Source organism: Shewanella marisflavi (assembly GCF_023283925.1).
GTDB lineage: Bacteria > Pseudomonadota > Gammaproteobacteria > Enterobacterales > Shewanellaceae > Shewanella > Shewanella marisflavi.
In genome coordinates, this window is sequence record NZ_JAKIKX010000003.1 from 1 (window position 1) to 21,048 (window position 21,048).

The following is a 21,048-nucleotide window of genomic DNA, read 5'->3' on the forward strand; positions in this document are numbered from 1 at the left end:
TGCCAGTGCCAGTGCCAGTGCCAGTGCCAGTGCCAGTGCCAGTGCCAGTGCCAGTGCCAGTGCCAGTGCCAGTGCCAGTGCCAGTGCCAGTGCCAGTGCCAGTGCCAGTGCCAGTGCTAGTACCCGTCAGCGAGACCTGGGGCTCGGTAGTGGGGCGCTCTGTGGTTGGGGGCTGTGTGCTCGGATGCTGTGTCGAGTCGGTGCTCGGCTGCAGCGGCTTGTGGGCTGATGTCTTGCTGGTCGTCAGAGTCACCTGAAAGGCGGGCGGCTTGCCATCTGAGGTGAGGGCGTGGGCGGTGGGGGTCAGGCTCGGTGCCTGGCCAGTGTCTTTGTCGAAGCCGCTAAATTCATCTAGCCCCGTGGTCTGCGCCGAGCGATGAGCCAGCTTGTTTTGCGCCTGCGCTGCATTTCCTTGTGCTTCTAGTGTTTGGGGTTCTTGTGGTTGAGCTTGCTGTGACTGCGCTGCTTGTGATTTTGCGGCTAATGAGGCCGAATCTAGCGACTGTGCATCTGATACTATCTTATCGTCTAATCCTGCTGTGTCAGGTGTCTGGTCGCCTTGAGCCTTCGAGTCGAGATCTGCACTATCTGCCAGATCTGAGTTTAGTTCCTCTGGCGCCGTGCTAGCGCTGGAGGGCGTGTGCCAAGGTTTGTCCGCCACTAGATCTTGATTGAAGCGTTTTTCTGTTTTGCCGTCGCGATACTCTTCGGCTTTGAGCTGCTTTACCGCTTTGTCCTGCGCCCTGGCGAGATGCTTCGCCTTTCGTTCACGCCGCTGAGCCTCCGTTAACTGCTCAGGCTCGCTCGCTGGCTGCGAATTGGTGAGCGGCTTGTCCTTATGAGGCTTGTTCTGGGGGCGCTTATTTTGGCTCATGGTGTTCTCCTAACGTTCACCAAAGGCTTCGGTCACATTGGTAAAGACTGGCTTCCACAGGTACTGGAAGACAGTTTTGTCGCCGGTGACTATGTCGGCTTCCCCCGTCATGCCTGGGATCAGTGCCAGCTTGTCAGGTTGGTCGCCGAAGTAGGGTTTATCGATGGCGATTTGTACCTTATAGAAGACTCCTCCCTTTTCGTCCGCGTCCGTGCTGGGGGAGATCTTCTTCACCTGACCATCGATGGCGCCGTAGCGGCTGTAGTCGAAAGCATCTATCTTTATTCGGGCCTTCTGCCCTACGGTGACGAATCCTATATCTCTGGGTGACAGCTTGGCCTCAAGCAGCGCCGTGGGGGTGGTGGGAACTATCACCGCCACTGTGCCGCCAGGCTGGATCACGCTACCCGCCGAGTTGTTGGGGATAGATTGAATGATGCCATCTACCGGCGAGGTGACTCGGTTCTGCTGTACCAGGGAGTCAGAGGATTTGAGCCGGGCAATGATGCCCAGCAGTTCGGCCTGGGCGTCGGCGCGTTTCTCACCTACCTCGTTGAAGAGGCTCGCCTGTTTCTGGGCGAGCTGTTTCTCTTGATTGTCGATATTGCGTTGCAGCACGCTACGACGCCCCTCCAAGACTTTGAGTTCACGAATATAGGAATCAAGTTTCTGTTGCGATTCCATCATCCTGAGCTTAGAGACCGCTTGCTGCTCCTTGACCGAGTTCATCATTTGGAGAGTCTGTTCGACCGAGCGGATCTGATCTTTGAGTGGGGGAATTTCCTGCTCGATACTGGAGAGTTCAGCCTCAGACTTAGCCACGTCAGATTCGGATAGGGCAATGATCGCCTGTTTCTCCTGATTCATACGCGCTAGGGCGTTGATATGCTGTGTTACCAAGGTGGGAAATCCGAGCTGATAGGCGTTGAAGTCTGCCTCGCGCTCTTCGAGGAAGGCGTTGTAACGCTCTATTTTCAGCTCTAAGTTGGCCTGTTTGCTCTGAAGCTCCTCTTTGAGAGCCTGGCTGTCGGTGGCGACGAAGTTAGCGATCAGGTCGCCTTTCTGAACCAAGTCTCCCTCGGCGACGGCGATCGACGCCAAGGTGCCGCCGGTCTGGCTCTGGATCACCTGCCTGTGGCCCAGCGGCACCACCTGGCCCTTGGCCTTGGCGATCTCCTCTATGTTGGTGAAGATAGACCAGATCAGTAGAATAAAGACGGCCGCGGCGATAAAGAAAGTAATACGGCGAATGGCGCGCTTCTCGGCGGGCGCCTCGATGGCCTCGGTAAATTCGTGTTCAGGCCAGGAATGCTGAGTAAGTTGGCTGTCATTCATTTTGTGAGGCCTCCATGCTGGGGGTTGAGTCCTGATGAGTTGCACTTTGTGTTGTCACACTGTCTTGGTTAGGCAGCTGACCTGCGTAGACCACGGCGCCCTTGTCGAGGATCACTACCTTGTCGGCCTGCTGGATCAGCGCTTGATCGTGTGTGGTGAACAGGATTGTGGTCTTGCCCTTGAGACGTTTGAGGGTTTGGATAAAGGCCTGTCGGGCAAAGGGATTGCGATTGGCTATCGGCTCATCCATCACCAGGAGGGGAGAGCCTTTCAATAGGGCCCTTGCCAAACTGATATAGCTGCTCTCCACTGCCGAGAACATGCTGGTGCCGCGGGAGAAGAGGTTGGTATCTATGTTCTGTTTCAGCGCCTGCAGCAACGAGGCGCCACCGGCATCTGTGAGGGCCTGTTTGAGCTCCTCATCGCTGGCCTCTGGTTTGGCCAAGCGAAGGTTGTCGGCCAGGGTGCCGGGTAAAATCTCGCTATTGGTGGGGCTAAAGGCAGCCCATTGGCGGAAGATCTCTGGGTCGAACTGTTTCAGGTTTTTGCCATTGATGGTAACAAAGCCTGCCTGGGGCTCGATAACCCCTATGGCGGTGAGCAGCAGCGAGGTCTTGCCGCTGCCGTTAGGGCCTATAATGGCTACCGTCTCACCCGCTTCTATGTCGAGCGTAACCCCCGATAGGGCGGGTTCGCTGTCGGCGCTGTATCTCTGGGTCACATGTTTAAAGGATAGCGCCGGTGCCAGTTTAAGATTCGGTGAGTCGAGCCTAAGTTCATTGAACTCTGTGGTCACAGCCATGAAGCGATCAAACTGATCGATGGCGCCCTTGAGCAGGTTAAACTTTTGGCGCGAGGCGAAGGCCAGTTGCGCCGGTCCTGTGATCCGCCAGATCAACATGACACAGGCGATCAACGCCCCCGGACTGATACTTTGGTTAAGTACCAGGAAGATGCCAGTAAACACTGTGGCTAGGGCGGTAAACAGCCCCATGGCATGGGCCACCGCGGCATTGAGGCCAGCACGTTTACTGTAGAGAAAATTCTGTCGGCAATGCTCCCGGGCCCGGCGTATAAATTGCTCGTACCAGGCGCCGCTTTCTCCCGCGCTCTTGAGCGGCAACAGGTGAGTCGCCAGCTCGTTGAGACTATTCTGATACTCGCCACTTATGGTAGGGGCTGCACCTTGGGTAAACTTATCCAGCGCTTTCATTACCAAATAGAAGAGTACCAACATCACCAACGGTACCAGCACTAAGTAGCCACTCAATAGCGTGATGGCGACGAGGGCGATGAGGGTAAAGGGGAGATCGATGAGGCCTGCGCCGCCTGGCCCAGCAACTAGGCTGCGTACCTTCTCGGCGTTACGCATCCTGGCAATATGGCTGGAGAGGCCAACACGCGAGAGCAGACTAAGGGGCATGCTCAACAGACGATTGAAGGTGATGCCGGAAAGATCCCTCGCGAATCGGTTGCTGACATTGGCTAGTGCCTGTGCCCTAAGCAAGCGGCTGGCGACAAATATTCCCAAGGCCAAGGCAGCGCCAAAGGCGATACTAGGAAGGAGCTGCGACGCCTGACCACCAATAACCCTATCATATACCACCATCGTAAAGAGGGGGATGGCTAATCCGCTGAGACTGGAGAGCAGACTTAGCCAGAAGATGGGGCGATACCAGGACTTGAGTTTGGCTAGATGGGAGGCAAACACACTGCTGCTTTTGCTCTGGGTTGGCAGGCTCTCCACTAGAAACACGTGGCCAGTACTCGGCAGCTTATCGAGCGTGATCCATTGATTATCTTTGCTCAAATATTGAAAGCTATGGTTGCTGCGCCGCGCTACCATAGGTTCTCCATCCTGTGGCAGCAAAATGAATGGGTAGACGCTGTGTACCAAGAGGTCGGCATCCAGAGCTTGCACATTGATGCCCACATGATGTTTCTTCAGCAGAATATAAGCTTCAAGGTAGGTAAGCCTGTCGTCTAGGGGGCTCTTGTCAATATTACTGGCCTGAACACTGAGCCCTAGCTGATGGAACAGGGCGATCAGCAGTGGCTTAGGCAGATGTATCGGGTCTTGGGACTGATTCATGGACGCGTTCCTCCTTTCGTTAGGCTGAGGAGCTCGCCGCTTTCGCCGAGTGCGATCTGCACGTCGCTTAGCGCCGCGACTTCATCAAAATAGGAGGCGATGATCACCGTCATCTGTGTGCGACGCTCGTGTAACAGCTGCAGCAGGCGCGCCTGAGAGTCCGCATCCAGAGAGACCATGGGCTCATCCAGAAGCAGTATAGAGGGTGACTGCGCCAGTGCTCGCACTAAGGCGATTAACTTTATTGCGCCTTTGTTGAGCACCTGATTTTCAGTGCTGCCCACTTGAGTCTGGTAGCCTGCCGGCAGCTGAGCCAGGGTCGCCGATAGACCGAGTTGGTCGGCAATCAACATGGCGCTGGCCTCGCGTTCACGGCGAAACAGAGTCAGGTTGTCTAAGATGGAGCCGCTGAAGAGACTAGCCCACGGGGGGACATAGCAGATGGATTGGCGGTATTCGAAGCCATCGTGATCTTGCTGTGGCACACCCGCAATAGCGATCTGCCCGCTATCTAGTTGATGATAAGCCCCTATGGTACTCAACAGCAGGCTGGCATGGGTCATGGGATTGGAAGTGATAGTGGCTATGGCACCTGCAGGAATGGTTAGGTTGATGTTGTCGAGCCGGGCGCTGGTTTTCTCGGCGCAAACATCCTCTAAACAGATGGGACCCAGAGGAAGCTTATGTTGATAGCGAGTCTGGCCGTTAAAGGTTTCCTGGGGGGTATCGACTAGGGCGTTGACTTGATCCATCGCCTCTTTAGCGCTGACATATTTGGCCCTCAGGCTGCCGATGGCGCTAAGGGGAGCAACGGCGCGACCGGCCAGGATGGAGCATGCCGCCAAGCCGCCAGTGGTCAGGTTACCATTGAGCACCTCGAAACAGCCAATCATCACAAGGCATAGGGTGGTGGCTTGGGCGGTGCCCTGAATCAGCTCCTGTAGTTTCGCCGAAAGCCAGTCGACTTCTTCCTGCTGCGCGAGACGTTGATGATTGATCTTTTTATAGGCGTAGGTCATGCGGGATTCGAGCGCCATCGCTTTGGTGGTCGTGAGCCCTGACAGCACTAGCATCAAGAGGCGGGTGCGTTCATCCTTACTCAGGCTCAGCTCCTTGGTGGCGAGTGAGAGCTTCTGCCCCAGTTGCCATACTCTTATGCCTGCAATTAGCCAAACGATCAAAGGGATAAATACCAGAGGGCCACCAATGTAGGCCACTAGGGCGAGGAAGATAAGAACGAAGGGGAAATCCATCAGTGCCACGGCCGCCTGCCCTGAATAGATGTCACGCATTGCCGCTATGCCATGGATGCCGTGTGAGATCTTGCCTGCGCCGAGATTTTCAATGTGGTGGTAATCGGCATTGAGCAGGCGTTTCACCACTCGGGTTATAGTGTGCAACTCGTAGTTAGCCGCCGAGGCGCCTAGTAGCCAGCTGCGGGCGTATCTGAGTATTAGTTCTAGCAGGATAGTGATGGCTACCCCAATCACAAGTACCGTTGCGGTACCGTGCGCCTCATTGGGCAAGATGCGATCGTAGATTTGCAACATGGTGAAAGGCAATGCGAGTGAAAGCAGATTGATAAACACAGAGGCCAGGAGCAGTTCGATGAGCGACTGATTCTGTGCGAGCAAACGAAAGGTTTTAACCATCTATGCCATCCCTTGGAATAATTGGCGATTAAACAAGAGTGTAGTTCAATGTTGCTGGGACTAAAACTAGCAGTTATGACAAGGCTAAGATATAAAACAAATGTCTATATTTCTGATTTAACAGCAAAGCTCGGTTTGTCATAGTCAGTTGCTGAATGGGGCTGGGATAAGTTGCTTGAGATAAAAAAGAGGCCTGGCGAACCAGACCTCTTTACTGCGGGGGTGATGATGAAAATGATTACTTATTTAGCGTGTTTAGGGCCTTTCTTGTTTTTCATTGGGTCGCCGTCGTAGCCTAAGGCTTGCCAATTTAAACGTGTGCCCTTGTTGTGGCAGTCGTTACACTTGAGCGCCTGATCCTTTGGCGAAACCATGTGGTTGATGCGCCACCACATCTCGGTTTCGGCGAAGCCGTACTCGCCACTGTACTTGATGCCTTGTTGGGTCAGTGCCTGATTAGCTTCCATGCCAAGCTTGGCGGCCTTATCCCAATCAAACTCGGTCCAGTAACCGCCTTTGCCATAGGTTTTTGCCGTGATGATGATGTTCTGTTTAGCATCGAAGATCTGCTTGCCGCGATGTACCTTGAATGGATAGATCTTAGCTGTCTTGTCTGTGATATCACCCAGTGGTGAGGTCAGTTTAGTGACCTTAGAGGGATCCATCTTATCACCAGCCATGTAGGCATCGGCCTTACCGTTGTACCAGGCATACTCAGGCTCAACCATCTTGCCCCAGACAAAGCTACCTTTCTTCTTCTGGAAGGTCTTTTTGCCGTTTTCATCCTTGGTTTCAGGTAGGTCTTGTCCTGCGGTAGACCAATCCCAACTCATCTTGGTGGGTTCGTTACGCGCGAAGAAAGGAATGTGACAGGTCTGACAGGCGACACTGGCGGTATGGGTATTGAGGCGCTTGTTGGCGTGCGGCGCACCATCGTGGCAGTTTTCACAGCCGATATCGTTCTGTCCACCTGGTGAAACCCCCATGGCATTACCCGTGATCTGGTGCTCCTGTGTGGTGTGACAGGTTTGGCACTGGAAGTCATTACCATCTGTGTCCATATGCACATCGGTGGCTTTATCGGGATAGGCCATAGAGGAGTCGAGATCTCCATGTTTGACCGCATCGCCGCCGCCACCATAGAAGTGGCAGCTACCACAGTTGTCACGCACTGGCATGCCAACATTTTGCGCAACGCGCTCTAGGTTGACCTTTGCCAGAGCTTCACCTGCGCCGGCGGGATCTTTGATGTAAGTGCCCGTCGTGTCGTGACACACCAGACAGTCGACCTTGGTCATGTCGCTAAAGTCGAAGTTATTGTCTTTCCAACCATAGCCAGCGTGACAACTGGTACATCTTGGCTCGTTACCTGAAATTGAGGTACAGAAGTTATTGATAGCGTTCTTCTTACCACGCTTTACTGTGCGTCCAGGGAGATCTTGTTCCAGTTCCCAGGTCCAGTGAGAAGACTTCATAAAGTCTTTGGCGTGATCTTCATGGCATTCGATGCACTGCTCGGTCACCTGAGAGCCCTGGGTAAAGGGCCCCTGAATGGCTTCCTTGTGCGGATTTTCGGCAACGGCATTAAGGCTGGCCAAGCCGAAGATCCCTGCAGCAAACATCGCCGTAAGAGAGTAAGTGAGTTTCATGCTGATTTCCCTACCCCCGGCCGAAGCCGGGGGAGACAATAAAGTTAGAAGTTGATGACTAATGAAGCGTTGAGGTCATAGGCAGTATCGACCACAGGCAACATTGAGTAGGCTGAGCCATTTACCACGTCATCCACTTTTTGTGGGGCGCCTACCGGAGTGCCGCTTCCGGTATATTCGTAGTCGTAGTAGAGACCAGCCAGCTTGATGAACATTCTTGGATTGATATCAAACATATAGTAGGCCTCTGCCACATGACCACGGGTAGCTAGCTTGCTGCCGATAGGGTCATCCTGCGCCTGAGTAAATGGGGTCCAGTACTTGGAACCATAGTTATACTCGAGACCGAACTTGCCGTAAGGTGCAGGGATTTGAATGCCCACATAGATACCATAACCATCTTTGGTGTCAGCTTCGTCGGCGGCACTTGGCATCATGATGATCTCGCTGCCATCGGCATTAAGCTGAGCTTCAAATATTGCATCGCTTAGCATGCCGCCAAACATACCGGCATTGCCGTTGCCTTCGGCGCGGGTCCAGCCGAAAGAGGCGAAGGCCTTGAAGTCTTCATCGCTCTCGTAGGCATAACCTATACCGCCAAGGTACATGTCGCCGATAACGCCGCTAGGCTGTACTCGGGTTTGGAAATTGAAGTTACTGAACTTCTGCATGTCCTGGTACATGGTAGGGGCAAAGATTCCCGCAAGCTGAGTTGGGAAGGCCATAGTGCCCTTGAAGCCGTCGTTAATGTCTTTAGCACCAAACAAGGTAAATTGCAGGAAGTGATTACCGTCGTTGATGGCATCGATGTTAAAGCCACCTAAGTGGGTGTCTTTAGTGACGATATCGCCAAACATCTCACCATTACCCCACTGGGATTCGAAGCCCTGGCCGTAGCAGAAACGTACGACTTGGCCTTCGATACCCGTGATCTCACCGAGATTGTAGCCCAGGGTCGCACCGTCGAAGTTAAAGTTCACCAGGTGGCCAGACGGTGTGCCGCCGCGTTTCTCATTTTCACGATACTGGGTTGGTGGGCCATAGGTCGATGGACGACGACCAATAGATAGGTAGGTGTTGCTGCCACCGATATTTTTCCAATCGAAATAGGCGCGTTCAACTCTTAGCCAATCGCCGCTGGTGTTACCGCTATTGGTGCCATCCATGGTGAAAGAGCGCCATGAATCGAAGACCTGAACACCCGTTGAGTCGCCCCAGTTTTTGTACATGCTGAGACGACCAGCAAAGCTGACGTTATCCCATACCTTGGCCTTGAGGTTGAGTCTCAGACGCGTGGTGTAGAAGATATCGTTGTTGATGTCTTGTGTGGTTTTAGGTGCCAGCACGTAAGGCATCACGCCTTGCAGCATACCGCTTTGGAAGGCCGCGGCGAGTTCCGGATTGGCTGCCATCATCTGTCCCAGCGGGGAGTCGGGATCGTTAGGCATACCAAAGGCACCAGACATGGCTTTAGCCCCAAAATCATTAAAGTCTACCTTGATTGCAGGGTTCCAGGTGACATTTTGGTAATGCAATGAATGGGCCTTGGTACGGAAATCACCGGTGATTTCAAGTCGGTCGAGAGCAGTGTGGCGCTCGTTCTTGTCGACGCGGCTATTGATATCGTCAATCTCTTCGGTAAGGTCGGCAAGTTGTTGTTTCAGTTCGGCTAATTTTTGTGCGTCGCTATCGACAGCATAGGCTGTGCCTGACATAGCCAGGGCGTTAGCGATCAGTATAGACAGTAGAGTACGCATGTGAATCTCTCCTTAGGCGCTCATCGGGAGAAGTGAATGAGCGCTTCGATTACGAAACTGTGGTTAACCGCAAGTTTGTGGTTGATCGGAATCGGCCGCGTGGTCGTATAAAAATTGCTGAATATCCAAGCGCTCTTTGTCGGAGAGTTTTTTAAATACTTCTGGTTGAGCGCTGTGCATATCACGTTTAAAGAAGCGGTCCCACTGGCTCATGGTCTTGCTCATAGGAGTGAGTTCACCGGCGGCATCCCCCTTGCTGTGGCAGGCTTTGCACTCTTTTTTGTAGAGATGTTTGCCTTTCTTAGGGTTACCGCCATCGACGGCGTAGACTTGTCCGCCGACGCAGAAAGCGAGTAGTAAACAGGTGCTGATTTTGGTTAGGTTTTTCATCATCTTTTTCCTTAATCGCTACTGTGAGCGATTTATTAACATGAAACAAAATGCTTGTTTCTTGTTGGAAAATTTACCAAAAAGGGGCAGTTGTAAATTTGATGTTGATCACCTTCATGAAATAAATCTAATTGATAAAAATATCATGGATAAAAATCTAATGGATGTTGCTTAAGTTGTTGAAAAATATTGTTTGTTTTTGTGTTTTAGCGAGAAAAACCAAGCAATAATTGGAGTGGTTAAGATCACACTTTGTTATTTAAGCACCCTCTAAATAGGTATTTAGACTTGTTTTAGCTCAGCCAATGCGCTCAATAACGCAAGTCGCAGAGCAGGTTTGTCGGCAAAATATTGTTGTAGGCGCTTGGGGCTAAAAAGGGGGGGAAAAAATTATTAAATTGTCCTGTTTTGCAGTCACTGTTTTGAGGGCATGGTCTATCTTTAAATACAGCTTGGTCAGTTTTTTAGAGCAAGTACAAGAATAATGAATGGGGTGAATGATATGAAATACCTTAGCTTGGCTATTGCGGTGTTATTGTCTTGCCATGTCTCTGTGGCGTCTGCTGCTTCTCTCTATAGCGAGGCTAGGAGCGATGCCATGGGCGGAACCGGGGTTGCGGCATCTAACCGCGAAGGTGCCGCCTTTATCAACCCTGCTCTGTTAGCTATTCATGCTCCTAAGTACTCTAGTGGTGCCGTGATGATACCGGCTTTGGGGGCCGAAGTGGGCAGCCTCGATGACCTCATTGACAAGTTTGACGCCCTGCAGGATTCCTATGACAGCCTTGAAGCGGCGATTGATGCCGGTGACGTGACGGGCATAAGCAGTTTTCGAGATCTGCTGATTTCCGATCTCGAGTCGCTCGATGGCGAGAACGCCTATGCCAGCGTAGGGCTGGGCTTTTCTGTGGTGCTACCGACTAAGCGCATGCCCATGTCGATTTTTTATAAGACATACATAGATGTGGCGAGCGTGGCAGTGATAGAGCAGAGCGATATCGATTCCTTGACTAATCTGGATCCCAACAATCCTCCAGAGGTGACAGATTTAGACTCACAGGGCGCCGTAGTGGTGGGAGCTATTTCGGACCTAGGGCTAGCTTTAAGTTTTCCGCTCTCAATCGTTAATATGCCGATAGCGGTGGGGATATCTCCCAAGCTTCAGCGTATAGATACCTATAACTATGTGGTCAACGCTAATAACTACGATGTCGATGACTTTGACGATGATAAGTATCGCAACAATGATAGTGTGTTTAACTTAGATATCGGTGTGGCCATGCAGCCCATAGAAGGCTTAACCCTGGGCCTATCTGGACGCAACTTGGTGAGTCAGAAGCTCGATACCGTTGAGACCTTGGGGCGTCAGTTTACCTATCGCATCGAGGCCTTATACACCTTAGGTGTTGCCTATGATTGGGATAAGTTCAGTTTGACGTCCGATGTGGATCTCAATGGTCATAAGCGCTTTGACGAGCTGGGTGAAACACAATATTGGCGCATAGGTGGTGAAATGAGAGCCACAGATTGGTTTGCGCTGCGGTTGGGTTATCGCCACGATATGAAAGATACCAGTAGTAACCTCTATAGCTTAGGTACGGGCTTTACCATAGGGCGCTTCTTTAACTTAGATCTTACCGGTTTAGTGGGCAGTGACGATGCCTTTGGCGGCGTGATTCAAACTTCTTATCATTTTTAGCCTAAGGTAGCGATAATCGAAAAGCCGGCAATATTGCCGGCTTTTTCTATTTTATAGCAGACTCGTTATCGACTTGGCGGCCAATAGGATAGCACTCAGGCTACAGAGGATAAGCGTCATCATACGGGTCTTTTGTTTGTCGATGCGTCCGACGAGTCGGTTTGCCATCAGATAACCAAGCAGCACTGAGGGCAGTAGTAAGGCCGAGGAGTAAAAGTGTTGCGGGGTAAGCAGCCCTGTCAGCCCTAAGATCACCATGGCGATGGCGGAACTGAAGATAAAGAAGGCCGACAATGCAGCGCGAAACTGCTTGGCATCTTTGCCCGAGAGTAAGATAGCCAATGGCGGACCGCCGATGGCAGCTATGTTGCCGAAGATCCCCGAGATCACGCCAGCGCTAAAGAGAGAACGTCGATTGACCACCAGGCTAACCCTGAGCAGGCTCAGCATTACGGCAATTGCGACAATGATGGAGATTGTGAGTCCTAAGATAGCTTGTGGGGCGAACAAGAGTAAACCAGCGCCGATAAATCCACCTGGGATTCGACCGAGCAAGGCGTATTGCAGCCCATTAAACTCCAAGGCGCCGCGTTCACGAAATAGGGTCAATAGGGCGATAGAGAAACCCATTAAGATCACGGGCGCCGGAACCAATGAGGGCTCGATAAGATAAAGTAACGGTGAGGCAACTATCGCCATGCCAAAGCCGATAAGGCTCTGGGTGAGAGCGCCGACAAAGACGATAAGCGAGGCGAGCGCCAAGATCTGTGGATCGAGCGGAAGTGCAGGCACAGGGATAGTCCAGACTAAGTGTGAAAACTAAAGAGGGATCGCCTAGCGATCCCTCTGTCGATTAGTGTGTGGCCGTGTTATTCCATCTCTTCCCACTCAATGCCCATTTCGGTCATTAGGCGTTTTACCTCTGCTGGAATGCTGTCGGGTTTATCTTTAGACAGGTCATCATCGTGCGGCAGTGGCTGGCCAGTATAGGCATGTAAGAAAGCTTCGCAGAGTAACTCACTATTGGTGGCGTGACGTAAGTTATTGACCTGGCGCCGAGTGCGCTCATCGGTTAATACCTTAAGCACCTTTAGAGGAATAGAGACAGTGATCTTCTTTACCTGCTCATTCTTCTTACCATGTTCAGCATAGGGGCTGATATAATCGCCATTCCACTCAGTCATTGACTCACCTGTAAATTCTCAAATTCGGTGCAGATTTTAAACCCTTACAAAATACAGTCAAATTATTGCCTCTAATTTTTGGTAATTGCAAATAGATTTCTAAATGTTTGGACGTCTAAACGTCTAAAGTTGTTGACGCTACCCGTTGGCTTAGGTACATTTAGACGTCCAGACATCTCTTTTGCCAGAGGTCTCTGCCCAGATTCGAATTGAGGAGTTGAAGATGACAGAGCGTAAACTAGCCACCGCCGCCGTAAGACAAGGCATAGAGTCAGACACTCAGCATGGTGCCGTGGTGCCGCCTATCTATCTGTCGACAAATTACTCGTTTGAAGGGCATCAACAGCCGCGGGCATTCGATTATAGTCGTTCGGGCAATCCTACTCGCTCAATCTTGGGCGATGCATTTGCCGAGTTGGAAAAAGGGGCTACAGGCGTGATCACCTGCACCGGTATGGCAGCCATCACTCTTGTGACCAGCCTGCTAGGGCCTGAGGATCTCTTGGTGGTCCCCCATGATTGTTATGGCGGCAGCTATCGACTCTTTACCAACCTCGCGAAGAAGGGTGCCTTTAAGTTAGCCGTAGTGGATCAAACCGATGGTGTCGCGTTACGCCAAGCGCTATCACAAGCGCCTAAGATGGTGTGGCTTGAGACACCTTCTAACCCGCTGCTGAGGGTGGTCGATATTGAAGCCATTGCACAGGCGAGCCATCAGGTTGGGGCGCAGGTTGTAGTGGATAACACCTTCTTGTCTCCCATCTTGCAGCAACCTTTGTTGCTCGGCGCCGACATAGTGGTGCACTCGACCACCAAATATATTAACGGCCACAGTGATGTTGTCGGCGGCGCCGTGGTGGCCAAAGACCCTGAGGTCGGCGAGTTACTGCACTGGTGGTCTAATACTTTGGGGCTGACCGGTTCGGCTTTTGACAGCTATCTGACCCTGAGGGGATTAAGAACTCTCTCGGTGCGTATTCGTGAACATCAGGCCAACGCCCAGAAGGTTTTGGCCCTGCTGTGTGACCACAAGGCGGTAGAAAAAGTGTATTATCCGGGCCTTGTCGAGCATCCTGGCCATGAAATTGCGGCTAGACAGCAGAAGGGCTTCGGCGCAATGCTCAGTTTTGAGTTAAAAGGCGGTGAATCGGCACTCGTTGCCTTCTTAGATGCGTTACAATACTTCTCGGTAGCCGAGAGTCTGGGGGGCGTGGAGAGTCTGGTGGCAGTACCTGCGACTATGACCCACAGAGCGATGGACCCAGAGGCGCGTCGCGAAGCGGGTGTTAAAGATACCCTTATCCGCTTGTCTGTAGGGATTGAAGATGGCGAGGATCTGGTGGCAGATATACTCGCCGGTTTAGAAGCGGCTATCGCGGTAAGTAGTTAAAGGGTTTGAGGAGCATAAAATGACACGATGTCATTTGCATAAATTTGGTGGTTCTAGTTTAGCGGATGCAGATTGTTACCGCCGCGTCGCTCACATTTTACTGACTCATGGCCACAGCGATGATTTGATCGTGGTGTCGGCTGCGGGTAAGAGTACCAATTTTTTATACCGCTTGCTGGAGCTGTGTGACTCAAATCAGCTATGGCAAGAGGAGTTACAGGTGCTGGTGAGTTACCAGCAAAACCTGATTGAACAGTTGCTCTCCAATGAGCAGGCCCGTAGCCTCAGAGAGCGCCTGTCGACCGACAAGTCGCAGCTGAGTAGCCTGCTGTCGCTGGATGAACTTAACGACTATCAACGTAACCAGGTGGTGAGTTTCGGCGAGCGTTGGTCTTCGCGTCTGCTGGCGGCGCTGCTGAGAGAATCTGGCGTGGCCGCATCGGATGTCGATGCCCGTACCCTGCTGGTAGCCGATGAAGGCGCCGTGCCGCAGATCCGCATAGACGAGTCGAGACAAAGAGTGCAGGCACTGCTTGAGGCTCATCCTCAAGAGCGTCTGGTGATCACCGGCTTTATCTGCGCCAATGAACAGGGTGATACCCTGCTGCTTGGTCGCAACGGCTCAGATTTTAGTGCCACCCTGTTGGCCAGTCTGGCAGATATCGAGCGAGTCACCATCTGGACTGACGTCGAAGGGGTGTTTAACGCCGACCCCAACCGAATTAATGATGCCAAGTTGCTTAAGAGCATGTCGCTGACCGAGGCGAATCGCCTGGCGCATCTGGGCTCCCCTGTGCTGCACAATCGTACCCTGCAGCCTCTGTTTGATACCGAGGTTAGCCTGGCGGTGCGCTCAAGTTATGCCCCCCATACCGACTTCACCCTGATCGCGCCAAAGAGCTCGTCGGCCAGTGCCCCAGTGGTGACCAGTCTGGCGAGCGTTAGCCTATTCAGCTTGACCATAGATGTCGAGTTGCCGCAGTTGCTGGCTTGCTTTGCCCGGGCAGGGCTGACGCCACTGGCCTATTGGTCATTGGCTCATGGTCGCGCCGAGCTGGCCTTTACCCATGAAAATCAGAAGCAAGCCCAGGCGATTTTTGAAGCCAATACTGGCGAGCTGGGTATCGATGAGTTGCAGCTTAGAGACGATCTTGGCCTAGTGGCCTTAGTGAGTGCCGACGCCAGCCTCTATCGTCGCGGCTTTTCCCGCCTGCTGAGCCGAGAGGCGCATCCTCTGTGTAACGATGGTTTGAGTTTGGTGACCTTAGTGCCTAAGGCCCAGGTGAATCTGTTAACTCAGAAGGTGCACAGACGCTGCGCCGGTCCACGTAAGCGCATCGGCGTCCTGTTGCTGGGCATAGGCAACATAGGTGAAGCCTGGATCGATCTCTTTAAGCGTGCTCGCCCTGTGCTTAATAAGGAGCTGGAGGTCAGCGTCGAGTTAGTGGGACTGCTGAGTTCCAAGAAGGCGCTGCTCAGTGAGACAGATATCGACCTTAACACCTGGCAAAAGGCCTTTGAAGAGCGAGGTACAGCCTGGCAATACACTCATCTGTTTGAGCAGCTTCAGGCCCTGGACTGCGATGAGTTGATCGCTTTGGATATCAGCGCCAGTGCCGACCTGACTCTGCAATATCCTGAGTTCTTTGCCCGCGGTATTCATATCGTTAGCGCCAACAAGCTGGCGGGTTCTGGCCCGCTGGCTTTCTATCAGGAGCTGAAACAGCAGCTGGGCAACCGCCGCCTGTTCTGGCGCTATAACGCTAGCTGTGGCGCGGGTTTGCCTGTGCAACATGCACTCAACGATCTGCATAACAGCGGCGACAGTATCGAGGCCGTTGGCGGGATCTTCTCGGGAACCCTGTGCTGGCTGTTTGAGCACTATGATGCCACTAAGCCTTTTTCGCAGTTGGTGTTGGAAGCCAAGGGGCTGGGGATCACCGAGCCGGACCCACGCGATGATCTTTCTGGGCGGGACATGCAGCGTAAGTTGTTGATTCTGGCCCGTGAGATAGGCTATGACATAGAGCTTGATGATATTGAACTTGAGTCATTAGTGCCGGCGTCTCTGGCTGAGATCCCATTGGATGACTTCCTTTCACGTATGGCAGAACTCGATGGCGAGATGTTGCAGCAGTATCAGGCGGCCGCCGAGCAGAACAAGGTGCTCAGGTATGTCGCTTCGCTGGACAGCCAACAGGGACAGCTTAAGGCTAAGGTGGGAATTGAGTGGGTCGATAGAAGTCATCCCTATGCCAACCTGACACCGGGTGATAATGTCTTTGTGATCCGCAGTGATTTTTATCAGGATAACCCGCTGATAATCCGTGGCCCGGGCGCTGGGCGCGAGGTGACGGCGGCTGCGGTGCAGTCAGATCTGGCGCAGATGTGCCGGGATCTTCTACAAGAGTAATCTAAAGGGTCGATGCGTGCATCGGCCTTTTTTATACCTTTTTATCTCCTTCTTTTTATCTCTCTTTCAGTGGGTTTCGCCGGATGAATCGGTGAGATCGGCCTGCCTGTGTCAGCCGTTTCGCTTTCGGACTATCTTATAAACAGATTGTTTTGCAATGAGTCAATTTTTAGGCTTGACATCACTCTGAGTTTCTCTAGTATATGGACATATAGACGTCCAAACGTCTAAAAATATTTTTGCTCTAGGTCTGAGGGAATTAAGATGGCTTTTCACCATGCACAACACGCCAATTCGTTAAACCAAAGCTTGTCTGAGCTCAATGGTGACATCAATGTGTCCTTTGAGTTTTTCCCGCCGGCCACACCTGAGATGGAAACTATCTTATGGAACTCTATCAGACGATTAGAGCCGCTTAATCCTAAGTTTGTGTCCGTGACTTACGGTGCTAATTCTGGCGTTCGTGATCGTACCCATGGGGTGATCGAGCGAATTCAAAAAGAGACAGACTTGGTGGCAGCGCCCCATCTGACCCTAGTCGATGCCAGCGACGAAGAGTTGGTGGAGTTAGCGAAACACTACTGGAACTCGGGTATACGCGATATCGTCGCCCTGCGTGGTGATCTCCCTGCGGGAAGCCCTAAGCCAACTCGTTTTGCCAATGACTTGGTGCGCTTGCTGAAATCTGTGGCCGATTTCGATATCTCTGTGGCGGCCTATCCAGAGGTTCATCCCGATGCCCCTAACGCCCAGGCGGACCTTATTAACCTTAAGAAAAAGATTGATGCCGGGGCAAACCGCGCCATCACCCAGTTCTTCTTCGATGTCGAATCTTATCTACGTTTTCGTGATCGCTGCGTGGCGGCCGGTATAGATGTAGAGATAGTGCCTGGCATTTTGCCTGTGACCAATTTTACTCAGCTGAAACGCTTTGCTGGCATGACCAATGTGTCTATTCCAAGATGGCTGCACAAGCAGTTTGAGGGGTTAGATGATGACCCATCTACCCGCCAGATGGTCGGCGCTAACGTGGCCATCGATATGGTCAAGGTGTTGTCCCGCGAAGGGGTGAAGGATTTTCATTTCTATACCCTAAACCGCGCCGAATTGACCTATGCCATCTGCCATACCTTAGGTGTCAGACCGGGTAAATAATCCATTTATCATCACCTCCGGCCCCGCTTTTATCAGCGGGGTTTTTTATACCTATTGCCAGTATGCGTGGTGGGGTTTTACTCCTATGATTAACCACAGCTAATAAGGAGGTTGATATGTACAAAATGCTTATCGGAGTGACCGTTCTTTTTTTGAGTAACCAGGTGATAGCCGCCAATGAGATGCCGCCTGCAGCAGCGCTGTGTGGTAGTTGCCACGGCCCTACGGGGATGGGGATTGAGCCTATTGCGCCGCGAATTGCAGGCTTATCGTCAGACTATATTGCCAAGCAGATCCACTTGTTTCAGCAAGGTGACAGGCAGAACCCGACCATGACGCCTATGGCGATGACGGTGCAGGGAGATGCCATTGGCCAGGTCGCCGATTATTTCGCGGCGCAGCCTGTGCCCGCACCGACAATAGTCACGCGTGGCAGTCAGCTCACCTTTGATTCGGTTGCCGAAACTTTGGTGTATCAGGGGGACTGGCAGCGTACTTTACCTGCTTGTGTCACTTGTCATGGCCCCTCGGGGATAGGTGGTGGCCAGTTTCCTCGTCTGGCGGGCCAGCAAGCCAGTTATCTTAAGAGCCAGCTGGAGGCCTGGCAGTCAGGCACGCGCAAGGGGGATGTTGATGGCATGATGAGTCATATCGCCAATAAGCTGAGTAAAGATGAGATAGCGGCACTTGCCGACTATTTTGCCAAGATGAAATAAAGGAGGCGGTAATGAACAGGAATCTATTGAGTCAGACACTAAGCGGCTTACTCTTAATCGCCCTTGGCAATAGTGTGCAGGCAGGGGAGTTGCCCGATAAGCAGGCTGAATTGAAGTTGGCTGCGCCAAGCCCTGACGCTGAGTATCTCAAGATGCGTGCGCTCTCGGCCATTCCCCAGGGCGCATTCGGTGACAAGGTGCGGCTCGGATATCAGCTGTTTGTGAATACTCAGCAGCTGCGGGGTAAGTATGTGGGCAATGAGCTCAATTGCGTCAACTGTCATATGGATGCCGGCCGTAAGGCTAATGCTTCACCTTTGTGGGCCGCCTATCTGGCCTATCCGGCCTATCGTAAGAAAAACGATAAGGTAAACAGTTATCAGGAGCGGATCCAGGGCTGTTTTACCTATTCGATGAATGGCAAGGCGCCCGAGTCTGGCAGTGAGCCATTGGTGGCGCTGTCGGCTTATTCTTACTGGTTGGCCATGAGTGGTCTGATGGACAAATATGGCGTAGCGGGGGCTGTGCCTGAGCTGAGTGATGAAGAACTGCTTAAAGGGGGCAAGCGGGAGGACTTTGTCTTACCAGAGGCGATTGCCAAGGCGACTAGCCTGGATGAGCGCGCTAAATTGCCGGGCCGCGGATTTCCCGCCATTCCCAAGCCAGAGCAGGCCTATTCTCCAGCACGCGGGGAACAGGTGTATCGAGCCCATTGTCAATCTTGCCATGGTGAAAACGGCGAAGGTGTTGCCATGGCAGGGGTTTATAGCCTGCCGCCTTTATGGGGACCAAACAGCTTTAACTGGGGGGCGGGTATGCACAGGGTGAATACTGCGGCCAACTTCATCTATGAGAACATGCCTCTAGGTAAGAGCATTCAGCTCAGTCATCAGGATGCCTGGGATGTCGCAGCTTTTGTGGTCTCCCATGAGCGACCACAAGATCCACGTCTGAAAGAGGGCAAAGTGGCCGACCTTGCCGAGCGTTACCACAAACATCAGGGTTACTATGGTGAGTCGGTAGCAGAGGGAGCCGTGCTGGGCACTCAATCCTATCCCATCAACCCGGCGAAGCAATAAGCCGTAAACTTGTTCAACCCAAGACTGAGTGTTACCGTTGATGGCTAACACTCAGTTTTTTAATGTATGAATATAAAAGCCAGTATCTGCCCCCTGTGTCAGCAGCCTAATGCTTGTGCCATGGCGGCTAAGCGTCAGATAGAGACCTGTTGGTGTCAGCAGCAGGTCTTTGTGCCTAAACACCAGTTGGCACTGGATAACTTGGCGCCTGAACGCTGTATCTGCCAAGTTTGCGCTGAGGCCTTGAAACAAGAGGCTTTGCTAGGTGTCAGGCGTGTCGATAAGTAAAAAAGTATGATTTAAGGACAAACATCAATGAAAAAAATAGCAATAACCCTGTTGGGAGTTTTGATGCTACCAGGATGTGGCAATTTAAACCTAAGTGCCAATATTGCCCCTTCACCAGAGGAAGCTTTGAAGACTTATAAGGTCGAGGTGTACAGTGTGGAGGAGATTCATCGTTATAAGGCGGATTCCTTAGGCAAGGTTTCAACCTCATTTTGCAGGATGCGTTCGAGCCAGCCAAGACCAACAGAATCTTTGTTAGTGGGTAATTTAAAGCATAAGGCGCAAAAGCTAGGGGCCAATGGCATAGTGGTCATGGAATGTGTCGACCATAAATTGAACAACGATTGTGCCGAGTATTTGCGTTGCGATGCGCTGGCGTACAGGGTTGATTTCGACAGGCTTTAAAAAGAAAAAGAGGCGAAATTGCCTCTTTTTTATCCTCTAACGAGCGCTCGGGGCGTTGCTTATTTAATTGAGTCTAAAGGCAAGCGTTTCTTTTCCCCAGTCAGATAACATTACATCTCTTATACGCTCGCCGTCCCCTTCGGAGCTACAAGCCCACATCTCGGCACAAGTTCGGCCGGCGATTTTGGAACCAGTACCCGATTCGGTATCGGGGCGAGTGGTGTTGAGACGGGCGATCTCATCATCGAAATAGCGATGATAGTCGGGGGCCGTAACAGTAATGGTTTCCATCTCACCAACAGGGGCATTACTGCCTGGTTTAGCGTTTTTATCGGCTTCGACCAAGGCGTATAACTTTGGAAGTGCTAGGTTTTTTTCCTGCTCTGAGTTTTTGAGCTTATTGGCAAGGTTTTTGGCAGAAACATTGTTTAGTTCGTAGGCTTTAGATAGCCACTTGTCTGCTTCGGCAAGATCTTGTTTGACGAGATTATCATTGAGATAAATCTTACCCAGTATCAGGGCGCTCGGTGAAAAATCGACTTTCAGGCTACGTTCCAATAAAGATATAGCCTTATCGACATCCTGATAGTCGGTATCTTGAAGATACATGACTGCAGCCTTGTATTGCGCCGTGGTATTGCCAAATTTAGCCGCACGTCGGAACCATTTGAGTGCCTTTTTAGGGTTTTTCTTTGTGCCGTGACCCGCATAATAGAGTTCACCTAAGGTTGCCATGGCATCTGAGTGACCCCGCTTGGTTAAAATGGTGTAGGCCTTGAAGTATTCCTTACACTCGGCTGAATCACATTCAGACAAGCCTGAAGCATAACTGCTGGAGCTGATCGCCCACAGGGTTAAGCCTATAGAGAGCGATTTGATTATCCTTTTCATTTTAAACATCCTATTGAGGTGGTTGGTTGACTACAACCCCTTAAGCCGTTAGTGACCTAAAGTACGACATGTTGAAGTG

At 51.9% G+C, this 21,048-nt stretch carries 18 protein-coding genes; 8 read left to right on the plus strand and 10 right to left on the minus strand.

All coding sequences use genetic code 11. The annotated features are described in order from the left end of the window. The 7 genes from L2712_RS07590 to L2712_RS07620 form a co-directional block, all read right to left on the minus strand. On the minus strand, positions 1-874 hold an 874-nt coding region (locus L2712_RS07590), incomplete at its 3' end, for a hypothetical protein (RefSeq protein WP_248977406.1). Between the two features lie 9 nt (positions 875-883). Next, positions 884-2,209, minus strand: coding sequence for an HlyD family type I secretion periplasmic adaptor subunit (locus L2712_RS07595; protein WP_248977407.1), 1,326 nt, complete (start codon positions 2,207-2,209; stop codon positions 884-886). Further along, positions 2,202-4,301 carry an ATP-binding cassette domain-containing protein gene (locus tag L2712_RS07600; RefSeq protein ID WP_248977408.1) on the minus strand — a complete coding sequence of 700 codons (2,100 nt, stop codon included), beginning with the start codon at positions 4,299-4,301 and terminating at the stop codon, positions 2,202-2,204. Before L2712_RS07600 ends, L2712_RS07595 begins: the two co-directional genes overlap by 8 nt. Continuing rightward, the gene (locus tag L2712_RS07605; protein WP_248977409.1) at positions 4,298-5,953 is read right to left on the minus strand and encodes an ABC transporter transmembrane domain-containing protein; all 1,656 of its coding nucleotides are present in this window, start codon (positions 5,951-5,953) and stop codon (positions 4,298-4,300) included. The genes L2712_RS07600 and L2712_RS07605 overlap by 4 nt, the downstream gene beginning before the upstream one ends. Positions 5,954-6,195: 242 nt before the next feature. Further along, a complete protein-coding gene (locus L2712_RS07610; RefSeq protein ID WP_033538829.1) occupies positions 6,196-7,575 on the minus strand; it encodes a tetrathionate reductase family octaheme c-type cytochrome in 1,380 nt (459 codons plus the stop codon). Positions 7,576-7,646: 71 nt separating this feature from the next. Continuing rightward, positions 7,647-9,359 carry a DUF3373 domain-containing protein gene (locus tag L2712_RS07615; RefSeq protein ID WP_033538804.1) on the minus strand — a complete coding sequence of 571 codons (1,713 nt, stop codon included), beginning with the start codon at positions 9,357-9,359 and terminating at the stop codon, positions 7,647-7,649. A 63-nt stretch (positions 9,360-9,422) separates the two neighbouring features. Beyond that, positions 9,423-9,752: a c-type cytochrome gene (locus L2712_RS07620; RefSeq protein ID WP_248977410.1), complete on the minus strand. Its 330-nt coding sequence runs from the start codon at positions 9,750-9,752 to the stop codon at positions 9,423-9,425. 499 nt (positions 9,753-10,251) lie between these two features. Between L2712_RS07620 and L2712_RS07625 the strand changes: the two genes are divergently transcribed. Further along, a complete protein-coding gene (locus L2712_RS07625; RefSeq protein WP_248977411.1) occupies positions 10,252-11,448 on the plus strand; it encodes a conjugal transfer protein TraF in 1,197 nt (398 codons plus the stop codon). 51 nt (positions 11,449-11,499) lie between these two features. Here the strand turns inward: L2712_RS07625 and L2712_RS07630 are convergent, their stop codons facing one another. After that, complete coding sequence (locus L2712_RS07630; RefSeq protein WP_248977412.1) at positions 11,500-12,240, minus strand: sulfite exporter TauE/SafE family protein; 741 nt, start codon at positions 12,238-12,240, stop codon at positions 11,500-11,502. A gap of 77 nt (positions 12,241-12,317) precedes the next feature. Then, positions 12,318-12,632, minus strand: coding sequence for a met regulon transcriptional regulator MetJ (gene metJ / locus L2712_RS07635; protein WP_033538801.1), 315 nt, complete (start codon positions 12,630-12,632; stop codon positions 12,318-12,320). 223 nt (positions 12,633-12,855) lie between these two features. Here metJ and metB point away from each other — a divergent pair, with 223 nt between their 5' ends. From metB to L2712_RS07670, 7 genes are all read left to right on the plus strand, one after another. Continuing rightward, positions 12,856-14,022, plus strand: a complete 1,167-nt coding sequence (metB, locus tag L2712_RS07640; protein ID WP_248977413.1) for a cystathionine gamma-synthase — start codon at positions 12,856-12,858, stop codon at positions 14,020-14,022. 19 nt (positions 14,023-14,041) lie between these two features. Continuing rightward, positions 14,042-16,435, plus strand: a complete 2,394-nt coding sequence (locus L2712_RS07645; RefSeq protein WP_248977414.1) for a bifunctional aspartate kinase/homoserine dehydrogenase II — start codon at positions 14,042-14,044, stop codon at positions 16,433-16,435. A 264-nt stretch (positions 16,436-16,699) separates the two neighbouring features. Further along, a complete protein-coding gene (gene metF / locus L2712_RS07650) occupies positions 16,700-17,590 on the plus strand; it encodes a methylenetetrahydrofolate reductase (RefSeq protein WP_033538798.1) in 891 nt (296 codons plus the stop codon). A gap of 125 nt (positions 17,591-17,715) precedes the next feature. Continuing rightward, positions 17,716-18,306, plus strand: a complete 591-nt coding sequence (locus L2712_RS07655) for a c-type cytochrome (protein ID WP_248977661.1) — start codon at positions 17,716-17,718, stop codon at positions 18,304-18,306. An 11-nt stretch (positions 18,307-18,317) separates the two neighbouring features. Then, on the plus strand, positions 18,318-19,385 hold the full coding sequence (locus L2712_RS07660) for a c-type cytochrome (RefSeq protein ID WP_248977415.1): 1,068 nt from the start codon (positions 18,318-18,320) through the stop codon (positions 19,383-19,385). Positions 19,386-19,451: 66 nt separating this feature from the next. Beyond that, on the plus strand, positions 19,452-19,673 hold the full coding sequence (locus tag L2712_RS07665; RefSeq protein WP_033538796.1) for a cysteine-rich CWC family protein: 222 nt from the start codon (positions 19,452-19,454) through the stop codon (positions 19,671-19,673). 27 nt (positions 19,674-19,700) lie between these two features. Then, the gene (locus tag L2712_RS07670; protein WP_088903754.1) at positions 19,701-20,078 is read left to right on the plus strand and encodes a hypothetical protein; all 378 of its coding nucleotides are present in this window, start codon (positions 19,701-19,703) and stop codon (positions 20,076-20,078) included. 63 nt (positions 20,079-20,141) lie between these two features. On the opposite strand, the gene L2712_RS07675 is transcribed toward L2712_RS07670, so the two are convergent. Next, positions 20,142-20,969, minus strand: coding sequence for a tetratricopeptide repeat protein (locus L2712_RS07675; protein WP_088903755.1), 828 nt, complete (start codon positions 20,967-20,969; stop codon positions 20,142-20,144). Between the last annotated feature and the right edge of the window lie 79 nt (positions 20,970-21,048).